The 19338-nt window shown below is 68.7% G+C and carries 16 protein-coding genes and 2 pseudogenes; 6 read left to right on the top strand and 12 right to left on the bottom strand.

Annotation, left to right across the window (positions count from 1 at the left end; translation table 11 throughout):
• Window positions 1-12: 12 nt before the first annotated feature.
• From FB471_RS08655 to sucC, 4 genes and pseudogenes are all read right to left on the bottom strand, one after another.
• Complete coding sequence (locus FB471_RS08655) at window positions 13-1185, bottom strand: pyridoxal phosphate-dependent aminotransferase (protein WP_141996803.1); 1173 nt, start codon at window positions 1183-1185, stop codon at window positions 13-15.
• A gap of 115 nt (window positions 1186-1300) precedes the next feature.
• Window positions 1301-2209 carry a succinate--CoA ligase subunit alpha gene (sucD, locus tag FB471_RS08650; RefSeq protein ID WP_141996802.1) on the bottom strand — a complete coding sequence of 303 codons (909 nt, stop codon included), beginning with the start codon at window positions 2207-2209 and terminating at the stop codon, window positions 1301-1303.
• A gap of 5 nt (window positions 2210-2214) precedes the next feature.
• Window positions 2215-2364, bottom strand: a pseudogene (locus FB471_RS35660) (ADP-forming succinate--CoA ligase subunit beta); the annotation flags it as partial.
• A 168-nt stretch (window positions 2365-2532) separates the two neighbouring features.
• A pseudogene (gene sucC, locus FB471_RS08640) lies at window positions 2533-3552 on the bottom strand (ADP-forming succinate--CoA ligase subunit beta); the annotation flags it as partial.
• A gap of 204 nt (window positions 3553-3756) precedes the next feature.
• Between sucC and FB471_RS08635 the strand changes: the two are divergent.
• Both FB471_RS08635 and FB471_RS08630 read left to right on the top strand, forming a co-directional pair.
• Window positions 3757-4500, top strand: a complete 744-nt coding sequence (locus tag FB471_RS08635; RefSeq protein WP_141996801.1) for a GntR family transcriptional regulator — start codon at window positions 3757-3759, stop codon at window positions 4498-4500.
• A 221-nt stretch (window positions 4501-4721) separates the two neighbouring features.
• The gene (locus tag FB471_RS08630; protein ID WP_141996800.1) at window positions 4722-4919 is read left to right on the top strand and encodes a hypothetical protein; all 198 of its coding nucleotides are present in this window, start codon (window positions 4722-4724) and stop codon (window positions 4917-4919) included.
• Here FB471_RS08630 and FB471_RS08625 read toward each other — a convergent pair.
• From FB471_RS08625 to FB471_RS34030, 7 genes are all read right to left on the bottom strand, one after another.
• The gene (locus FB471_RS08625) at window positions 4898-5875 is read right to left on the bottom strand and encodes a TerC family protein (RefSeq protein WP_141996799.1); all 978 of its coding nucleotides are present in this window, start codon (window positions 5873-5875) and stop codon (window positions 4898-4900) included. The two genes, FB471_RS08630 and FB471_RS08625, sit on opposite strands and share 22 nt — an antisense overlap.
• A 78-nt stretch (window positions 5876-5953) precedes the next feature.
• Window positions 5954-6490: a hypothetical protein gene (locus FB471_RS08620; protein ID WP_246076303.1), complete on the bottom strand. Its 537-nt coding sequence runs from the start codon at window positions 6488-6490 to the stop codon at window positions 5954-5956.
• A gap of 1 nt (window position 6491) precedes the next feature.
• The gene (locus FB471_RS08615; protein ID WP_141996798.1) at window positions 6492-8039 is read right to left on the bottom strand and encodes an Nramp family divalent metal transporter; all 1548 of its coding nucleotides are present in this window, start codon (window positions 8037-8039) and stop codon (window positions 6492-6494) included.
• A gap of 100 nt (window positions 8040-8139) precedes the next feature.
• A complete protein-coding gene (locus FB471_RS08610; protein WP_141996797.1) occupies window positions 8140-10281 on the bottom strand; it encodes an acetate--CoA ligase family protein in 2142 nt (713 codons plus the stop codon).
• A 3-nt stretch (window positions 10282-10284) separates the two neighbouring features.
• The gene (gene frc / locus FB471_RS08605; RefSeq protein ID WP_141996796.1) at window positions 10285-11514 is read right to left on the bottom strand and encodes a formyl-CoA transferase; all 1230 of its coding nucleotides are present in this window, start codon (window positions 11512-11514) and stop codon (window positions 10285-10287) included.
• A gap of 21 nt (window positions 11515-11535) precedes the next feature.
• The gene (locus FB471_RS08600) at window positions 11536-13218 is read right to left on the bottom strand and encodes a thiamine pyrophosphate-binding protein (protein ID WP_141996795.1); all 1683 of its coding nucleotides are present in this window, start codon (window positions 13216-13218) and stop codon (window positions 11536-11538) included.
• Between the two features lie 113 nt (window positions 13219-13331).
• Window positions 13332-13478 carry a hypothetical protein gene (locus FB471_RS34030; protein WP_170220753.1) on the bottom strand — a complete coding sequence of 49 codons (147 nt, stop codon included), beginning with the start codon at window positions 13476-13478 and terminating at the stop codon, window positions 13332-13334.
• A gap of 91 nt (window positions 13479-13569) precedes the next feature.
• Here FB471_RS34030 and FB471_RS08595 point away from each other — a divergent pair, with 91 nt between their 5' ends.
• A complete protein-coding gene (locus FB471_RS08595) occupies window positions 13570-14544 on the top strand; it encodes a 2-dehydropantoate 2-reductase (RefSeq protein ID WP_141996794.1) in 975 nt (324 codons plus the stop codon).
• A 21-nt stretch (window positions 14545-14565) separates the two neighbouring features.
• Window positions 14566-16107: an aldehyde dehydrogenase family protein gene (locus FB471_RS08590; RefSeq protein WP_141996793.1), complete on the top strand. Its 1542-nt coding sequence runs from the start codon at window positions 14566-14568 to the stop codon at window positions 16105-16107.
• A gap of 67 nt (window positions 16108-16174) precedes the next feature.
• On the opposite strand, the gene FB471_RS08585 is transcribed toward FB471_RS08590, so the two are convergent.
• Window positions 16175-17497: a DUF349 domain-containing protein gene (locus FB471_RS08585; RefSeq protein ID WP_141996792.1), complete on the bottom strand. Its 1323-nt coding sequence runs from the start codon at window positions 17495-17497 to the stop codon at window positions 16175-16177.
• Window positions 17498-17706: 209 nt separating this feature from the next.
• Here FB471_RS08585 and FB471_RS08580 point away from each other — a divergent pair, with 209 nt between their 5' ends.
• Both FB471_RS08580 and miaA read left to right on the top strand, forming a co-directional pair.
• On the top strand, window positions 17707-18417 hold the full coding sequence (locus tag FB471_RS08580; RefSeq protein ID WP_141996791.1) for a class III extradiol dioxygenase subunit B-like domain-containing protein: 711 nt from the start codon (window positions 17707-17709) through the stop codon (window positions 18415-18417).
• On the top strand, window positions 18414-19334 hold the full coding sequence (miaA, locus tag FB471_RS08575) for a tRNA (adenosine(37)-N6)-dimethylallyltransferase MiaA (RefSeq protein ID WP_141996790.1): 921 nt from the start codon (window positions 18414-18416) through the stop codon (window positions 19332-19334). Before FB471_RS08580 ends, miaA begins: the two co-directional genes overlap by 4 nt.
• Window positions 19335-19338 lie beyond the last annotated feature (4 nt).

Below are 19338 nucleotides of genomic sequence, written 5' to 3'. Positions count from 1 at the left end.
CCCCATCCCGCGTCAACCGGGCAGTTCAGCGCGCACGACTCGTTCGACGGCGGCGAGCGCGGCCGAGATGTTGTCGGTGGAACTGGCGTAGGAGAACCGGATATAGCCCTCCCCGTACCCACCGAACGCGGTTCCCGGCGTGACGGCCACCCCAGCCCGCTCGAGCAACAGGTCGGACAGTTCCGCGGCCGTCCTGCCGAGCTCGGTGACGTTGGCGAAGGCGTAGAACGCACCCCCCGGACGTACGCAGGAGATCCCGGGAATGGCGTTCAGGCCGGAGGTGATCACCTCGCGCCGGTGGGCGAACGTCGACCGCATCCTTTCCACCTCGTCCCACGGGCCGGTCAACGCCGCGATCGCCGCGTGCTGGCTGAAGGCCGAGGTGCAGGAGACCGAGTTGATCGCGAGCCTGGTGATGGGTTCCACCAAGGCGGTCGGGAACACCCCGAATCCCAACCGCCACCCGGTCATCGCGAATGTCTTCGACCAGCCGTCGAGCAGGATCGTCCGCTCGGCCATGCCGGGGACATCGAGCACGCTGTGCTGCTCGCCGCCGTACCGGAGCGCCCAGTACACCTCGTCGGAGAGAACGAGGAGGTTCCGGCGAAGCGCGATCTCGGCGATGGCCTCGACCTGCTCCCTGGTGAGCGAACTGCCACACGGGTTGTGCGGGGAGTTCAGGATCAGCAACTTCGTGCGGTCGGTGACGAGCGAGTCCAGCTCTTCGGGATCGATGGTGAAGTCGTGGGACTCGCGCAGCGGTATCGCGACCGGTGTGGCACCGGCGAACCGGGCTATCGAGGCATACATGGGAAAACCCGGGTCGGGATAAAGTACCTCGTCGCCTTCCTCGCACAGCGCGAGGATGGTGAAGAACATGATCGGCTTGGCGCCGGGCGTGACGACGACCTGCTCGGGTGCGGCCGCCAGCCGCTCGTTGCGTGTCAAGAAGTCAGCGACAGCGTTTCGTAGCTCGGGGATTCCGGGAGCGGGAACGTAGTGGGTATGCCCCTCGCTCAACGCCTGCTGCGCGGCGGCGATGATGTGGGCCGGCGTGTCGAAATCCGGTTCACCGATCTCAAGGTGAATGATTTTCCGGCCGTCCTTTTCCAGCGCTCTGGCCTTGGCCAGCACCTCGAAGGCCGATTCTGTGCCGAGACGATTCATCCGACGGGCGAGCCGCATCGCCGCTCCTTCGCGCCACCACGGTCCGGGGATCTCCCGGGACACGTCTCCCAGTCTCTTGGCCGGCGCGCCGCGTAGCAATCCGGGCTGTCCCGGTGGCCGTTCCCGGATATACCTAGTGGCCACCGTGTGGGCGAGGGGTCTCGGCCATCAGTTCGCGGGCGTGTTCGGCGGTTTCGGTGGGTGTTTTGCCGACTTTGACGCCGGCGGTTTCGAGGGCTTGTTTTTTGGCGTGGGCGGTGCCGCTGGAGCCGGAGACGATGGCGCCGGCGTGGCCCATGGTTTTGCCTTCGGGGGCGGTGAAGCCGGCGACGTAGCCCACGACGGGTTTGCTGATGTGGTGGTGGATGTAGTCGGCTGCGCGTTCTTCGGCGTCGCCGCCGATCTCGCCGATCATGACGATGACGTCGGTGTCGGGGTCGTCCTCGAAGGCGGCCAGGGCGTCGATGTGGGTGGTGCCGATGATGGGGTCGCCGCCGATGCCGATGGCGGTGGAGAACCCGATGTCCCGCAGTTCGTACATCATCTGGTAGGTCAGGGTGCCGGACTTGGACACCAGGCCGATGCGGCCGGTGTCGGTGATGTCGGCGGGGATGATGCCGGCGTTGGACTGGCCGGGGGAGATGATCCCGGGGCAGTTGGGGCCGATGATGCGGGTGGTGTTGCCGGTGGCGACGGCGTGGGCCCAGAAGGCGGCCGCGTCGTGCACCGGGATGCCCTCGGTGATCACCACGGCCAGGCCGATGCCGGCGTCGATGGCCTCGATCACCGCGTCCTTGGCGAACGTCGGGGGCACGAAGATCACGCTGACGTCGGCGCCGGTGGCGGTCATGGCCTCGGCCACCGTGCCGTACACCGTCAGGTCCCGGTCGTTGACGGTGACGCTCTGCCCGGCCTTGCGGGCGTTGACCCCACCCACGATCGTGGTGCCGGAGGCCAGCATCTTGGTGGCGTGCTTCATCCCCTCCGAGCCGGTCAGGCCCTGCACGATCACCTTGCTGTCACTGTTGAGAAAAATCGCCATGGTGTTCAGGCTCCTGCCGCTGCCAGCTCGGCGGCCTTGTCCGCCGCATTGTCCATCGTGTCCACCACCGTGACCAGCGGGTGCGCCGCCTCGGCCAGGATCCGCCGACCCTGCTCGACATTGTTGCCATCCAGCCGCACCACCAGCGGTTTCGACTGCGGTCCACCAGCGCGCGGTCGACGATCCCGTCTACGGGCCGTGTCCTGGTGAACGCTCGGCGCCTCGGGTAGGTTTGCGGCCCGCAGCCGGGCTCGCGAGGCCTCCGGCCGGGAGCGCGCGCCGCGGGTTGCTGCGGCCGACTCGGCTCCGGCCGTGTGCGTGGCCGTGTCGTCCCCGAGGATCTTCAGGGCTTCCACGATCCCCGTCGCGACCGCGTCACACGCGGTGATCCCACCGAACACGTTCACAAACACCGACCGCACATCCGGATCATGCAACACCACATCCAGACCCGCGGCCATCACCTCCGCCGAGGCGCCACCCCCGATGTCCAGGAAGTTCGCCGGCGCCACACCCCCATACCGCTGCCCCGCATACGCCACCACATCCAACGTGGACATCACCAACCCGGCACCATTACCGATAATGCCGACCTGCCCCTCCAACTTCACATAGTTCAAATCCTTGGCCTTGGCCCTGGCCTCCAACGGATCCTCCGCCCGCTCATCCACCAACCCCGCATGCCCGGGCTGACGGAACGCGGCATTGTCATCCACCGTGACCTTGCCATCCAGCGCGATCACCCGATCCTCCGGATCCCGCACCAGCGGATTCACCTCCACCAACGTGGCATCCTCCGCCACAAACGTCTCCCACAGCCGCACCACCACCCCCGCGGCCTCCTCAACCACCGCCTCCGGGAACCGCGCCCGCCGCACGATCTCCCGCGCACGATCCCCGTCCACCCCCCTCAGCGGATCCACCGGCACCCGCGCCAACGCCTCCGGACGCTCCACAGCCAACTGCTCGATCTCCACCCCACCCTCAGCCGAGGCCATCGCCAAAAACGTCCGATTCGCCCGATCCAACAAGAACGAAAAGTAATACTCCTCCGCGATCTCCGAAGCCGCGGCCACCAACACCCGACGCACCCTGTGCCCCTTGATATCCATCCCCAGAATCGCCGCGGCCTTCGCCTCGGCCTCCACCGCATCCGCAGCCAACCTCACCCCACCGGCCTTACCCCGACCACCGGTCTTCACCTGCGCCTTCACCACCACCGGGCCACCGATCCCCTCGGCCACGACCCGCGCCTGCTCGGCAGATTCCGCCACAGAACCCGGCAACACCGGCACTCCATGGGCAGCGAAGAGATCCTTCGCCTGGTACTCGTAGAGGTCCATACACTTGAGTGTAGACTGTATGCAGTATGGAGGTCCACCGGGGATGCCCGGAACGGGTGAACAACTACGGGGAGTGGTAGACATCACCCGAAGTGCACATTCCGTACATTGAGTTCATTGTATGCTGTAGTCAGTCGACGTCGTGGTCGGCTGGACTTTGTTCCCGGACCAGCCGGGTTCCGCCGCGAGTTCTTGGAGTTCGCAATGCCCCCGAGTGAGTTGCCACAGGATATGTCGGCACACAGGATCAATCGGCCGGCGCCCCTGCGCGAGCGTGTCTACCAGGCGATGCAAGAGATGATCATTTCTCGTCAACTCGCCCCGGGGCAGCATCTGGTGGAGAGCGAGCTGGCGGAGAGGCTGGGTGTGTCACGCCAGCCGATCCGTGAGGCCCTGCAGTTGCTGAACTCCGAGGGCTGGGTGGACCTGAGCCCCGGGTACGGGGCTTTCGTCCACGCACCCACGGACGCCGAGGTCGACGAGCTGCTGGCCGTGCGTTCGGTACTCGAAGGCGAGTCGGCGCGCCTGGCGGCGCAGCAGGCGGGTTCCGAAGGCGTACGGCTGTTGAAGGAGATCTGTTCCCGGGGCGAGGCCGCGGTGGCCGCCGACGACGTCGATTCCATGGTCGCGGCCAACGCCGAGCTGCACCGGGCGGTCACCGAACTGTCCGGCAACGGGGTTCTGATCGACTTCGTGAATCAGGTCGACCGCCGGGTGCGCTGGTACTACACGCCGATCGCCCGCCATCGCGGTCAGACGTCCTGGGAAGAGCACGAGAAGCTGGTCGACGCCATCGAGCGGGGTGACACCGAGGCCGCGGCCCAGGTCATGCGCGAGCATACCGAGCGAACCCGGCAGTCCTACCTCGAGCAGCGGGAGAACCGTGCCGCAGGGGAGCAGCCGACGCAGGTCCGTACCCGGCGCAGGCGAACCGGCCCGCGGGTGTAAGTTTTCCGCTATTTTCGCCGGCGCCGAGTGGCGGCGCGCGGCTACCCGGTGTCTTATTCAATAGTCGGGCTGTGCAGATTCGCGGTATGATTCGCCAGCGCTGTGGCCTGCGACGACCGCTCGCACGGGCCTGGCGGCCCGCGGTCGCTGGGTCGTTCTGAACAGCCCTCCCGATGTTGTGCTGAACAGGGTTGTCCCGAAGGAAAGGGAGGTGACAGCGAATGCGTACCTGGAACGAGTTCCGTGCCTGGCTGACCAGCACGCCGCGGGGTACCAGTGCCGACGGCAGAAGGCTCGGCCTCGGCCTCGCCACCGCGCTGGAACGGCAGCGGCGGAACCCCACGGTGGATGTCGAGGAGTTCCTGCGCAAGCGGGCCCGCGAGACACGCGGTGGCTTTCACACGACCGCATCGTCCTGATCCCTCATGCGGCCGCGCTCGAGCCTGCCCTTCACCAGGCTCGCCACGGTGGTGACGGCGAGAGTGCCGACGATCACGGCCAACGAGCCGAGGATCGGGATCTCCGGTGCCCAGCCGACACCATCGTGGTGCAGCGCTTCGAGGATCAGCTTGACGCCGATGAAGCCGAGTACCACGGCCAGGCCGATGCTGAGGTACACCAGCCGATCCAGCAGCCCGCCGATCAGGAAGAACAGTTGCCGAAGGCCCATCAACGCGAAGGCGTTCGCGGTGAAGACCAGGTAGGGCTCCTTGGTGAGGCCGAAGATCGCCGGAATGGAGTCGAGCGCGAACAGCAGGTCTGTGGTGCCGATCGCCACCATCACGATCAGCATCGGGGTCACCACGCGGCGCCCGCTCAGCTTCGTGACCAGCGAGGTGCCGTGGTAGGTCTCGGTCGCGGGTAGCACCCGCTTGACGGTGCGGAGTACGGCGTTCTCCGAGAACTCGTCGTCCTCGGAGTCCTTGTGCCGCAGCAGTTTCCACGCGGTATAGATGAGGAAAGCGCCGAAAAGATAGAAGAGCCATTCGAACCGCGCGATCGCCTGCGCGCCCACGGCGATGAAGGCGCCGCGCATCACCAGGGCCAGCACGATGCCGATCAACAACACCTGCTGCCGGTACATCCGGGGCACCGCGAAGGTACTCATGATGATGACGAACACGAACAGGTTGTCCACCGACAGCGAGTACTCCGTGATCCAGCCGGCGAAGAACTCGCCGCCACGCTGTGCTCCGGCGGTGAGCAGCACGCCGAGTCCGAACAGGATGGCCAGGCTCACGTAGCCGCACACCCACGCGGTGCACTCCCGCATCGACGGCTCCCGCGGTTTCCGGGAGACCAGGTAGAAGTCGAAACCGATGATGCCGCACAGGCCGGCGATCGTGGCCAGCCACAGCCAGACGGGAACGTTCATGCTCACCTCGGCAGGGTCGGGTCAGCACGCGCCCGACGCGGGACGGGGCGTGGTGAGGAGATGACGGTGGGCAGGTGGTCAGGACACCTTCGTACGCCGCCGGGCCTGTTTCGCGTTGCGCAGCGCTGAGGCATGCGCGGCGTAGGCGGCCAGAATCCGCTCGGCATACGGGTTGTGTCGAGCGATTCGCAACCACCACCGGGGCGCGATCCGTTCGTGCAGCCACAGGAACCCGATCGCGAACCCGGCACTCACCAGGCCTTGATAGGCGAGGAAACCGAGCAGGTCGGGCGGTAGCGCTGGTCGTCCGGTCAGCACGAGGTGCGTCAACGCTTCGTGCGTGAGCCTGGCCAGCGGGAACCCCACCAGCCAGAACAGCGCGACAGGGGCGAAACCGCCGAGCCGGACCCGGCCGTAGGCGATCAGCAACCCGTAGCCCCCGCCGAGCAGCGCGAGCGGGATGCCGAGCGAGAGCGCGGTGACCAGCGCCCACCCGGCGGGCTGGCCGACGAGTGCGGCCAGCCCACCGGCCGCGGCGCCGGCGACGAGACCGACGGTGCCACCCGGAAGTGCGAGCTCGGCGTTCCGGCGTAGCCGGGTGCGGTGCACAGCCATGTCAACTCACCACGACGCCGAAGCGGATCAGGCTGTAGAACAGCATGCCGAGGTAGAACAACGCGCCGAAGCCGATGATCACGTTGGCCCACCATCTCGGCCGGATCGGTTTCGGCAACATGCGGTTGTTCACCAGCAGCAGCACGACGCAGTACGCGCCCATCGCGAAAGTGGAGAGGAACGCCAGGATGTCCAGCACGCTGCTCGGTCCTTCGGCGGGCCCGAACAGCAGGATCAGGATGCCGAAGACGATCACACCCCAGAGGAACCCGGCGTAGAGGTGCGACATCTTGAACTTGCGGGCGCCGGGCACGAAGAAGTACGTCATGTCCGCCTGCCCGCGGGAGAACGAGTCGAACAACCCGAGCGTGGCGTTGACCCCGATCAGTGCGATGAACCCGAAGAACACCCCGCCGAGCACCGGGCCGCCGACCGAGGCGAACGCGTCCGACATCGCGCCCAGCGCGGCATCCCGGTCGCCGCCCTCGATCAGCGCCTTGACGTTCGGGTTCTCCCGGTTCGCCGCCTGGGCGAGCACGGTGAACGAGACCGTCACCAGCATCGTGATACCCCAGAACAGCAGCAGCGCGTCGAAGGTGACCCAGCGGCGCCAGCCCCGCCACTTGGTCATCTCCTTCGGGTCACCGGTGTCGAACATGAAGCCACGGGAGGGCATCGCCTCTTCCTCACCCGCGTGCCGCAACCCACGCACTCGGGGGATGTGCGCGCCCATGCCGGCACCACTGTCCCGCAGGTGCAGCGTGTACCACATCTGTTGCATACCGGAGGGGCCGGCGAAGGCGACCGAGCCGACCAGGATCGGGAACCACGCGCCGGACATCGCCTCGGCGGGAAAGTACCCGAAGTGGAACATCCCGCTCAGGGTGCTCGCCAGGTCGCCCCAGCTACCGACAAGGGAGGCGACGACCGCGGTACCGACGACGAGTGTCCCGATCAGGACGGACAGCACGTTCTCCAGCAGGTTGTAGATCACCCTGGCAAGGCTGAAGACGATGCCGACCAGCACCAGCCCCACGCAGGCGCTGACCACCCACGGTATGCCGGTGATCTCCTCCAGCGCGGCGGCTCCAGCGGACAGGTGACCCGGCCAGATATAGACCAGTATCGCCACCACGAAGAAGAACCACATGATCGGTTTGAACACCCTCGCCGCGCCGGTGAAGATGCTCTCCCCGGTGGCCATCGCGTAGCGCGCCATCTCCAGCATCACGAAGGCCTGGAGGGTCACGCCGACGAGGAACAGCCACCGGATCTCGGGACCGAAGACCAGCACGAGTCTCGGCCACATGTAGGATTCGCCCATTCCCACGCCCAGCGCGACCAGGAAGACCGTCGGGCCGAGCAGGTGGATGGCGGGCGGAGCCTCGGGCAGTTTGCGGATGGGCATCGGGTCGAGCCGGCCCGCTCGCCACACCCGTGCGGACTCGTCCGTGCCGGACGCCACCTCGGTGGCCGTGTCATTTCCGGAGTCATGCCCGGAGTCACGTCTGGACGAGCCCGCGGCAGGGGCGTTCGAGGAATCCACCATTGGACCTCCTGATCGTAGGACTCATGCCGTTTCGCGTGGGGATCCCTACGTTTCGCGTTTCTTCCTGATCGGTGAGGAGACCGCCCCTGGGCCCGCCGGTTCAGCGGCCGAGCAGCCCGGCGGAGCGGGCCCACCGGTACTTCGCGCCGAGCACGGCCACCGGCCGCTCCGTGGTGTACGGGTAGGCCACGATCCGGTGATCGAACAGGTACTCGCAGGCCTTCTCCACCTCGGTGTCACCGGCGAGCGAGGCGACGACCGGCTTGTCGACTCCCTGTGCCCTCGCCTCCCCGACCACCCTGGCGGTCAACTCCGCGAACACCATCGGCGGGGTGACGATCGTGTGCCAGTACCCGAGGATCAGGGCATGGATCCGCGGATCCTCCAGGCCGAGCCGGATCGTCGCCTCGTAGGTCGAGGGTGGCTCCCCGCCGGTGATGTCGATCGGGTTACCGGCCGCACCGAATGGCGGGATGAAGCGCCGGAACGACTCGTCGAGATCCGGCGGTATATCCATCAAGGACAGTCCGTTGTCCACGCAGGCGTCGGAGAGCAGTACCCCCGAGCCGCCCGCGCCGGTGATGATCACGACGTTCTCTCCCTGCGGGGTGGGCAGTATCGGCAGGCCCCTGGCGTACTCGAGCATCTCGTGCAGGCCGGGCGCGCGGACCACCCCGGCCTGGCGCAGCACGTCGTCGTACACCTTGTCGTCGCCGGCCAGCGCGCCCGTGTGCGAGCCGGCCGCCCGCGCGCCCATCGCCGTGCGGCCGGCCTTGAGCACCACCACCGGCTTCTTCTTCGTCATCCGCTTGGCCGCGTCGACGAAGGCCCTGCCGTCCTTGAGGTCCTCGAGGTGCATGGCCACGCACTGGGTGTTCTCGTCCTGCTCGAAGTAGGTCAGCAGATCATCCTCATCCACATCGGACTTGTTGCCGAGCCCGACGATGGCCGAGACGCCCATCTTGGTGGTCCGGCTGAAGCCGAGGATCGCCATCCCGATGCCGCCGCTCTGTGAGGTCAGCGCCACCCCGCCACGCACGTCGTATGGCGTGCAAAAGGTCGCGCACAGGTTCCGCGGCGTGTAGTAGTAGCCGTAGATGTTCGGGCCGAGCAGCCTGACTCCGTTCCGTCGGGCGATTTCCACCACCGTGTTCTGCAACTCCACGTTGCCGGTCTCGGCGAACCCGGAGGGGATCAGCACCGCGGCCGGCACCCCCTTCCGCCCGCAGGCCTCCAGGGTGTCCGGCACGAACTTCGCCGGCACGGCGAACACGGCCACGTCCACCTCACCGGGCACGTCGGTGATGGAGGGGTAGGCCTTGCGGCCGAGAATGTCGTCGGCCTTGGGGTTGATCGGGTAGATCTCGCCCGCGTACCCGCCGTTGATCAGGTTCTTCAGCACCGAGTTGCCGATCTTGCCCTCCTCCGCGGAGGCCCCGATGACGGCGACCGAGCGGGGGTTCATCATCCGGTCCATCACCCGCAGGATCTCCTCCCGCGGGTGGCGCACCGGCCGGGTCACCTCACCGGTCTCGACCAGGATCCGGACATCAGCCGCGCTCGCGCCGCCCGCGGTGGCGAACACCGGGTTCAGGTCGATCTCGCTGATCTCCGGGAAGTCGGTGACCAGTTCCGACACCGTGCGGACCATCTCGGCCAGCGCGTCAAGGTCGACCGGATCGGCACCGCGGGCTCCACGCAGGACCTCGGCGGCTTCGATGTCCTCGACCATGGCCCGAGCCTCCGCCCGCTGGAGCGGGGCGAGCCGGAAGGTGACGTCCTTGAGTACTTCGACCAGCACGCCGCCGAGCCCGAAGACCATGACCTTACCGAAGGTCGGATCGGTGGTGGCGCCGATGATGACCTCCTGGCCACCGGCGAGCAACCGCTGCACCTGGACGCCGGTGATCGTGGCGGAGGAGTCGTAGTGCGTGGCGTTCGCCACGATCGTCTCGAACGCCTCCCGTGCCGCTGCCGCACCCTCGACGCCGACGAGTACGCCACCGGCCTCGGTCTTGTGCAGGATCTGCGGTGACACGATCTTGCAGACCACCGGCCCGCCGATCTCCTCAGCCAGGCTCGCCGCCTCCGCCGCCGTGGTGGCCAGACCCTCGGCAGGGGTGGTGATGCCGTAGGCGTCGCAGACCCGCCTGGCCTCGGGCGCGGTCAGCGCCTGCCGTCCCTCGGCGCGGACCTCGTCAAGGGTCGCCCGTACGGCGGCCTCGTTCCTGTCTACGGTCATCGATCAGATCACTCCATTCGCTTCGAGCTCCGCGATCCGGCCTGGGGCAAGGCCGAGCTCGCGCAGGTAGACGTCCTCGTTGTGCTCGCCGAGCAGCGGTGAGGGGGTGACGTCGACCGAGGACTCGGACAGCTTGATCGGGCATCCGACCGTGGCGAAGTCGCCGCGTTCGGGGTGCGGGACACGCACGACCATGTCGTTCGCGGCCAGCGACTCGTCCTCGATGATCTCCTTCGTGGACAGGATCGGACCGCACGGGATGTTGTGCTCGTTGAGCTTCGCGAGCACCTCCCACTTGCCGTGCCCGATGCTCCACTCCTCGATCATCTGGAACATCTTGTCCAGCTTGGACAATCGCGCCTTCGGGGTGTTCCACTCCGGGTCGTCCGCGAGTTCCGGCCTGCCGATCAGTTTGCTGATCGGCTCCCAGCCCGTGGGCTGGACGATGACGTAGATGTAGTCGTTGGGGCCGCCCGGCGCGCACTTGACCGCCCAGCCCGGCTGGCCGCCGCCCGAGGCGTTGCCGGAACGGGGGACCTCGTCGCCGAACTCGTCGTTCGGGTACTCCGCGAGTGGCCCGTGGGTGAGCCGTTGCTGGTCGCGCAGCTTGACTCGGCACAGGTTCAGCACCGCGTGTTGCATGGCTACCGTCACCCGCTGGCCCCTGCCGGTGTGCTCGCGCTGGTACAGCGCCGCGAGGATGCCCGCCACGGTGTGGATTCCGGTACCGGAGTCACCGATCTGGGCCCCGGTGGCCAGCGGGGGGCCGTCCTCGAAACCGGTGGTGCTCATCGACCCGCCCATTGCCTGCGCCACCACCTCGTAGGCCTTGTAGTGGGTGTAGGGGCCCTCGCCGAATCCCTTGATCGAGGCGTAGATCAGTCTCGGGTTGATCTCCCGCAGCCGCTCCCAGCCGAACCCCATCCGGTCCACGGCACCGGGGCCGAAGTTCTCGGCGAGGATGTCGAACCGGGAGACCAGGTCGGTGAACAGTTCCTTACCCTGGTCGCTCTTCATGTTCAGCGTGATGCTGCGCTTGTTGCAGTTCAGCATCGTGAAATAGAGACTGTCCACATCGGGTAGATCACGTAGCTGCTTGCGGGTGATGTCGCCGGCCGGCGCCTCCAGCTTGACCACGTCCGCGCCGAGCCAGGCCAGGATCTGCGTGCAGGACGGCCCGGACTGGACATGTGTCATGTCGAGAACGCGAACACCGTCGAGCGCTTTTCGCATGGCGGTTCTCCTCTCGGGCCGCTACTTGTACATGGTCTGGTTCATCGTTCCCGGCGCGTAGACCTCGGGATCGACCCAGACGTTGATCAGGGACGGTTTGCCGGACTCGCGGGCACGTTCCAGCGCGGGCCGGATGCCGGCGGGATCGGTCACCTCCTCGCCGTAGCCGCCCAGCATCCGGGCGAACTCGCCGTAGGGGACGTCGCCGAGGGTGTTGCCCACCCTGCCCCTGCCCTCGCCGTACTTCTGGATCTGGCCGTAGCGGATCTGGTTCATCGAGGAGTTGTTCCCGATGATGCCGATGAACGGCAGGTCGAACCGCACCAGCGTCTCGAAGTCCCAGCCGGTGAGGCTGAACGCCCCGTCGCCGAACAGGCAGACGATTTCCTTCTCCGGCCTGGCGTACTTGGCGGCCAGTACGAACGGGACACCGACACCGAGTGTCCCGAGTGGACCGGGATCCATCCAGTGTCCCGGCGACTTCGGCTGTACGACCTGACCGGAGAAGGTCACGATGTCCCCGCCGTCACCGATGTAGATCGAGTCGGGGGTGAGGAACTCGTTGATCTCGTGCACCAGCCGGTACGGGTCGATCGGGGTGGAATCGGAGAGCTGGCGGGGCAGCCGTTTCTCGTACGCCTGGGTCTCCACCCCGCGCAGCTCGTCCAGCCAGGCCTTGCGGGCCACGGCACCGTTGTCCACCCTGCCGGCCGCCTGGGTGACCGCGGACAGCACCAGCCCGGCATCCCCGACGATGCCCAGGTCGACATCCCGGTTCTTGCCCACCGTGCGGTAGTCGAGGTCGATCTGCACCACCGTGGCCTCGCCCGAGAGCCTGCGGCCGTATCCCATCCGGAAGTCGAAGGGGGTGCCGATGATGATGATCAGGTCCGAGTTCTGGAAGGCGTACCTGCGGGCGAGCTGTAGGTGGTGGGGGTCGCCGGGGGCGAGCGTGCCGCGCCCGGACCCGTTCATGAACGCGGGAACGTTGAGCCTGCGGACGAACTCGGTCGCCGCCTCGGTGGCCCGGCAGGTCCACACCTGGTTGCCCAGCAACACGCACGGCTTCTCCGCCCGCACCACAAGATCGGCCAGCCGCTCGATCGCCTCGGGGTCACCGGCGCTGCGGGTGGAAGCGCGATAGTGGCCTGCCGCGGGAACCCGTGCCGTCGCGGCAGGCACCTCGGCATCCAGCACGTCCCGCGGGATCTCCAGGAAGGAGGGCCCGGGCGCGCCGTGGTAACACTCGCGGAAGGCCATCGAGACGAGGTCCGCGACGCGTTCGGTCGCCGGCACGGTCGCGGCGAACTTGGTGATCGGATTCATCATGTCCACGTGCGGCAGATCCTGTAGCGAGCCCATCTTGTGCTGGGTCAACGCCCCCTGGCCGCCGATCAGCAACATCGGGCTCTCCGCGCGCAGCGCGTTCGCGACACCGGTCACCGCGTCGGTCGTGCCCGGGCCGGCGGTGACCACGGCGCAGCCCGGTTTGCCGGTGATCCGCGCGTAGCCGTCGGCCGCGTGCGCCGCCACCTGCTCGTGCCGTACGTCGAGCACGTCGATGCCCTCATCGACGCATCCGTCGTAGATGTCGATGATGTGCCCGCCACAGAGGGTGAAGACGACCTCGACGCCCTCGGCCTTCAGTGCCTTCGCCACCAGGTGGCCGCCGGAGATCAGCTCTGGTTCGCCGTCGACTGCCATGTGCGTCCTCATCTCCTCACGCATTGTGGCTACCGAATACTGCATACGATATGTGCTTATAGTGCTCCGCCCTTGCCCGCTTGTCCAGGGGTGATCGTCGACGGGCTGGTTCTTCAGTCGCGCCAGTCGATTCCGGGCCGCCGTGCGGCCAGTGCGGTGAGCCGGTACGCCGCGATATCCGCGATCAGCGCGCAGTCCGGCTCCTCGGTGAGGTCGAGATCGGAGCACGCCGCCGAGGTCCATTCCGCGAGTGCGTTCATCGTTCCTCCCGCGGTGCGCGGCGGCATTGACCGGAGAGTGCCATACTGTATACTGAATACGTTCGTCCGAACGCACAGGGACGGAGCTGCCGTGAGAGTCGCTGTTCTCGGTGCCGGCGCCATCGGCGCGTATGTCGGCGCCAGCCTCTGCCGCGCCGGAGTCGAGGTCTTCCTCGTCGCGCGTGGCGCACACCTGCAGGCGATCCGCGAGTCGGGCGTGCGGGTGCACAGTCCACGTGGTGACTTCGAAAGCAGGCCGCGGGCCACCGACGACCCGAACGAGGTCGGTCCGGTGGATCATGTCTTTCTCGGCTTGAAAGCCGACCAGTACGCGCAGGCGGGGCCGCTGGTCGCGCCGATGTTGCACGAGCGGACCACGCTCATCGCCGCGCAGAACGGGATTCCCTGGTGGTACTTCCACCGGCTGCCGGGCCCGTTCCAGGGGCGCAGGGTGGAGAGCGTGGATCCCGGCGGTGCGGTGAGCGCGGCACTGCCCTTGTCCCGGGCGATCGGCTGCGTGGTGTATGCCGCGACCGAGATCGTCGCGCCGGGGCGGATCCGGCACCTCGAGGGGACCCGGCTGTCCATAGGCGAGCCGGACGGTACGGACTCGGCACGGTGTAACGAGTTCGCCGACGCGATGGTCGCCGGAGGTCTGAAGTGCCCGGTCGAACCGGACCTGCGCCGGGACATCTGGATCAAGCTGATGGGCAATATCGCCTTCAACCCGATCAGCGCGCTCACCAGGGCCACCATGGCCGGCATCTGCCGGCACGGCGGTACCAGGGGACTCGTGGTGGACATGATGCGGGAGACGCTCGCGGTGGCCGCGGCCTTCGGCGTGTACCCGGACGTGTCGATCGAGCGGCGGTTCGCCGGCGCGGAACGGGTCGGCGAGCACAAGACATCCACCCTGCAATCCCTCGAACGCGGAAAGCCGCTCGAGCTCGAGGCCATCCTCACCGCCGTGGTCGAGCTGGCCGGGCTGGCCGAGGTTCCCGTGCCCACGCTGCGCGTGGTGAACGCCCTCGCCGGCCTGCTCGAGGACGGCAACACCGGCGGTTGAACCGAACGATGGGGGAACCCGATGACCCTGGCCGGTAAGCCCGGCACGTCGTGGACGGACGTGTACGGCCGGGCCCGTGCGGCCGCACCGGAGGCATTCGACTCCGAACGGTTGCTCAACTACTGGGGCGGGCGCTGGCGTGCGGAGGGGACGCCGAGCCAGGCCACCTCGCCGCTGGACGGGCGTGCCATCGTCGGCCCACCCAAGCTGGCGGCCCCGGACGCGACCAGGGCGGTGCGGGCCGGCCTGAACGAGCACCGCACCTGGTCCACGGCCTCGCTCGCGGAGCGGAAGCAGCGGGTGCTCGCGGCGCTGGACGAGCTCGCCGCGCGGCGCGACCTGCTCGCCCTGTTGCTGGTATGGGAGATCGGCAAGACCTGGAAGTCGGCGACCGCGGACGTGGACCGGTGCCTGGACGGGGTCCGGTGGTACTGCGCGGAGATCGACGGCATGCTCGCCGGGCGCCGGCCGCTGCGCGGTCCGGTCAGCAACATCGCCAGCTGGAACTACCCGATGAGCGTGCTGATGCACGCCATGCTGGTGCAGGCGCTGGCGGGCAACGCGGCGATCGCGAAGGCGCCGACCGACGGGGGAGTGAACTGCCTGACCCTGGCCACCGCGCTCGTCGCCCGGCACGGGCTGCCGCTGACGCTGGTCAGCGGCAGCGGCGCGGAGCTGTCCGACGCGCTGGTGCGTTCACCGATGATCGGCTGCCTTTCCTTCGTCGGCGGCCGTGGTACCGGCGGCGCGATCGCGGCCGACCTCCTCGACTCCGGCAAGCGGCACATCCTCGAGCAGGAGGGGTTGAACTGCTGGGGCGTGTGGGAGTTCAGCGACTGGCCCGCGCTGTCCGAGCACATCCGCTCTTCCTTCGAGTACGGCAAGCAGCGGTGCACCGCGTATCCGCGCTATGTCGTGCAGCGCTCCCTGTTCGACGAGTTCCTCGCCGCCTACCTGCCCGCGGTGCAACGGCTGACCTTCGGGCACCCGCTCGCGGTGGCCGCGCCCGACGATCCGCTGCCCACACTCGATTTCGGGCCACTGATCAGCGACACCAAGGCGAAGGAACTGCGGGACACGGTGGACGAGGCGATCGGGAGGGGTGGGGTACCGATCCATCGCGGGGACCTCGCCTCGGGCCGCTTCCTCCCCGGGCAGGAGACCTCCGCCTACTTCGCGCCGGTGTGCGTCCTGGAGCCGCCGCCTTCCTCGCCACTGCACCACGTCGAGCCGTTCGGCCCGGTGGACAGCATCGTGCTGGTGGACACGGAGGCCGAGCTGGTGGCCGCCATGAACGCCAGCAACGGGGCGCTGGTGTCCTCGCTCGCCTGCGACGACGAGGCCACCGCGCACCGGATCGCGGGCGAGGTGCAGGCGTTCAAGGTCGGCATCAACCGGCCCCGCTCGCGCGGTGACCGGGCGGAGGTCTTCGGCGGCAGGGGCGCGTCCTGGCGGGGTGCCTTCGTCGGCGGCGAGCTGCTGGTGCAGGCGGTCACGGCCGGGCCGCCCGGCGAGCGGCCGTACGGGCACTTCCCCTCGTACACGCTGTACCCACCGGCCTGAGCCCCGCGGCGAGTGCCCGCTCGCCGCGTCTTTCGCAGGCAGCGGAGCCACTTACCGCGGAGAATCCTCAGCGGTCGGCGACGGCCTTCTCGGCGGCCTCCATCCACTCCCGCCACTGTGCGGCCTGCTCCTCGGCCTTCTTCGCCCTGCGCTCGTCGCCGCTTGCCCTTGCCTTCGCAGCCTGCGACTCGAACTGTTCGACCCGCTCGCGGAACTGGGCGGCGCGGGCCTGCGCCTCCGGGTCGGTACGCCGCCACTTGCTGTCCTCGGCGTTGCGGACCCGGTCCTGCACGGCCTTGAGCCTGCCGTCCAGCTCGCGGATGCGTTCCCGCGGCACCTTGCCGATCTCGTCCCAGCTGTCCTGGATCTTGCGTAGCTGGGCCTTGGCGCTGCCCAGGTTCGCCGACGGGTCGATCTTCTCCGCCTCGGCGAGCAGTTCCTCCTTCTTCGCGGCGTTCGTGGCGAACTCGGCGTCCCGTTCGGAGAACACCGCAGACCTGCGGGCGAAGAACTTGTCCTGCGCGGCGCGGAAACGCTGCCAGAGCGCCTCGTCACTGTCCTTGGGGGCGCGCCCGGCCGCCTTCCACTCGGCCATCAGCTCCTTGTACCGGCCCGCGGTGGGGCCCCAGTCCTCGGACTCGGAAAGGGACTCCGCCTCGTCGATCAGCTCCTCCTTGCGGGTCTTGGCCGCCGCCCGCTGCTTGTCCAGCTCGGCGAAGTGCGAGCCACGCCGCCGGTTGAAGGACTCCCGTGCCTTGGAGAAGCGTTTCCACAGCTCATCGTCGGTCTTGCGGTCGACGCCCTTGATGGTCTTCCACTCGTCGAGGATCGTCCGTAGCCGGTCACCCGCCGACTTCCACTGGGTGGACTCGGCCGCGATCCGCTCTGCCTCCTCGGCCAGCGCCTGCTTGCGGGCGATCGCGTCGGCCCGCGCCTGCTCGCGCTCCTCCTTCACCGCTGCCTGTGCCCGCTCCGCGTGTGCGATCACATGCTCGATCAGCGCCCGCAGCGACGTGATGTCCCCGACCACGGCCGCGCCGGGCAGCCCGTCCCGCAACTGGGTGGCGCTGGTGAGCGCCTGCTTGGGGTCACCGGCCCCCGAGGACAGCCTGGTCTCCAGCAGTTCCACCTCGGTCCGCAGGTCGTCGAACCGGCGGGCGAAGTGCAGCAGTCCCTCCTCGGCGGTACCCGCCTGCCAGACGCCGATCACTCGTTCGCCGTCCGGGTCGTTGAGGTAGACCTTGCCCTCGTCGTCGATCCGGCCCCAGCGAGCCGGGCTCGGCTCGGCAGCCGGCACGGTGGGCGCGGCGGGCCCTGCCCCGGCGGCTGAACGGGGCACCTGGTGCGGTGCCGGGACTCCCGTGCCCTCGGGTGTGTTGTGATCGGCCATGGCCGGCTCCTTCTTGCCTGTCGGCCCGCCGGTGGCGGGCGCCCCACACCTGTGGGGCCGGGTCCTGCATGCGCTTGGTCGTCGTGCTGCGAGGGACGAGCTGTCCCCTGGCGGCATTCAAACAGGTCAGCGCCGTTCGCGGTACTCCGAACGGCGTTCCCCGACGTTCTCCAGTGTGCCGGTCGAGCCTCCGGGTAACGTCGGGGAGCGTGATCGCGCGTGCTGTCGTGGTGCCCCATCCTCCCCTCTTGGTACCCGAACTGGTGCCCGGTTCGGTGGAATCGACCGCTCCGGTGCGCAGGGCCTGCCTCGCCGCGGCCGACTTCCTCGCCGCGGCCGCGCGGCACTGGATCGCGATCGGCGCGGACCCGACCGTGTCCACCCCGACCATCGTGGAGCCCGGCGCGCGGGGACGGTTCCGCGGCTACGGGGCCGACGTGCGGGTCGCGCTGTCCGACACCGCGGAGGACGACCCGGCCGAGTTACCGTTGCCCGCGCTGATCGCGGGTTGGCTGCGGGAACGGGCGGCGGCCACCGCGGTTCAGGTGCGGCTGCTGGCCCCCGGTACGGGCGTCGAGGACTGCGTGCGTGCCGGCGCCGAGCTCGCCGAGCTGGACGGGGAGCTCGGGCTGCTGGTGCTCGGGGACGGCTCGCACCGGCACGGGCCACGCTCTCCCGGCGGCCAGGACGACCGGGCGGCCGGGTTCGACGAGGTGGCGGGGCGTGCGCTCGGCACGGCGGACACCGCGACGCTGCTCGCCCTCGACTCCGAGTCGGCCGCCGAGCTGGGTGCCCAGGGCAGGGTGCCCTGGCAGGTGCTCGCGGCCTTCGCGGACGGCTTCCGGTGGCGGACCGAGCTGCTCTATTCCGGCGCCCCGTTCGGCGTCGGCTATCACGTGGCGACCTGGGAGCGCCGGTGAACCGGCCCGGCCGACCGAGCCGACCGATCGCGGTCGTGGGCCCCACCGCGACCGGCAAGACCGCCCTCGGCGTGCGGCTCGCGCTCGAGCTGGGCGGGGAGGTGATCAACGCCGACGCCATGCAGTTGTACCGGGGGATGGACATCGGCACCGCGAAGGCCACTCCGCGGGAGCGTCGCGGGGTGCCGCACCACCTGCTGGACGTGCTGGAGGTGACCGAGACCGCCTCGGTGGCGGCCTACCAGCGGCAGGCCCGCGCCGAGATCGAGCGGCTGCTGGCCGCGGGCAGGGTGCCGGTGCTGGTCGGCGGGTCCGGCCTTTACGTCCAGGCCGTCCTCGACGACCTGCGGTTTCCGGGTACCGACCCGGAGGTGCGTGCCGCGCTGGAGGCCGAGGCCGCCGAGGTCGGTGCCGAGGCGCTGCACGGCAGGCTGTCCCGCCTGGATCCGGACGCGGCGGCCGCCATCCTGCCCTCCAACGTTCGCCGGATCGTGCGCGCGCTCGAGGTCATCGAGCTCACCGGGCAGCCCTTCTCGGCGAACTTTCCCCGCCCGGGTGAGCCCCGGTACGGCACCCGCCTCGTCGGCGTCGACCGGGAGGTGACCGAGCTGGACACCCTGGTGGAACAGCGGGTGCGGCGGATGTTCGAGCGGGGGCTCGTGGCCGAGGTGCGCGCGCTCGAGGCGCGTGGCCTGCGGTCCGGTCGCACGGCCTCCCGGGCGCTGGGATACCAGCAGGTGCTGGCCGAGCTGGACGGGGACGGCGACTTCACGGCCGCCGCCACCGCGACCGTGGTCGCCACCCGGAGGTTCGTCCGCAAGCAGCGCTCCTGGTTCCGCCGCGACCGTCGAATCCACTGGTTCGAAGGGGCCGACCAGTCCCTGGCCGGGCGGGTGCGTGCGGCGCTCGGCCCGTAACCTG

It is taken from the genome of Amycolatopsis cihanbeyliensis (assembly GCF_006715045.1).
Taxonomy (GTDB): domain Bacteria; phylum Actinomycetota; class Actinomycetes; order Mycobacteriales; family Pseudonocardiaceae; genus Amycolatopsis; species Amycolatopsis cihanbeyliensis.
This window is presented reverse-complemented; position numbering and strand designations above follow the sequence as displayed.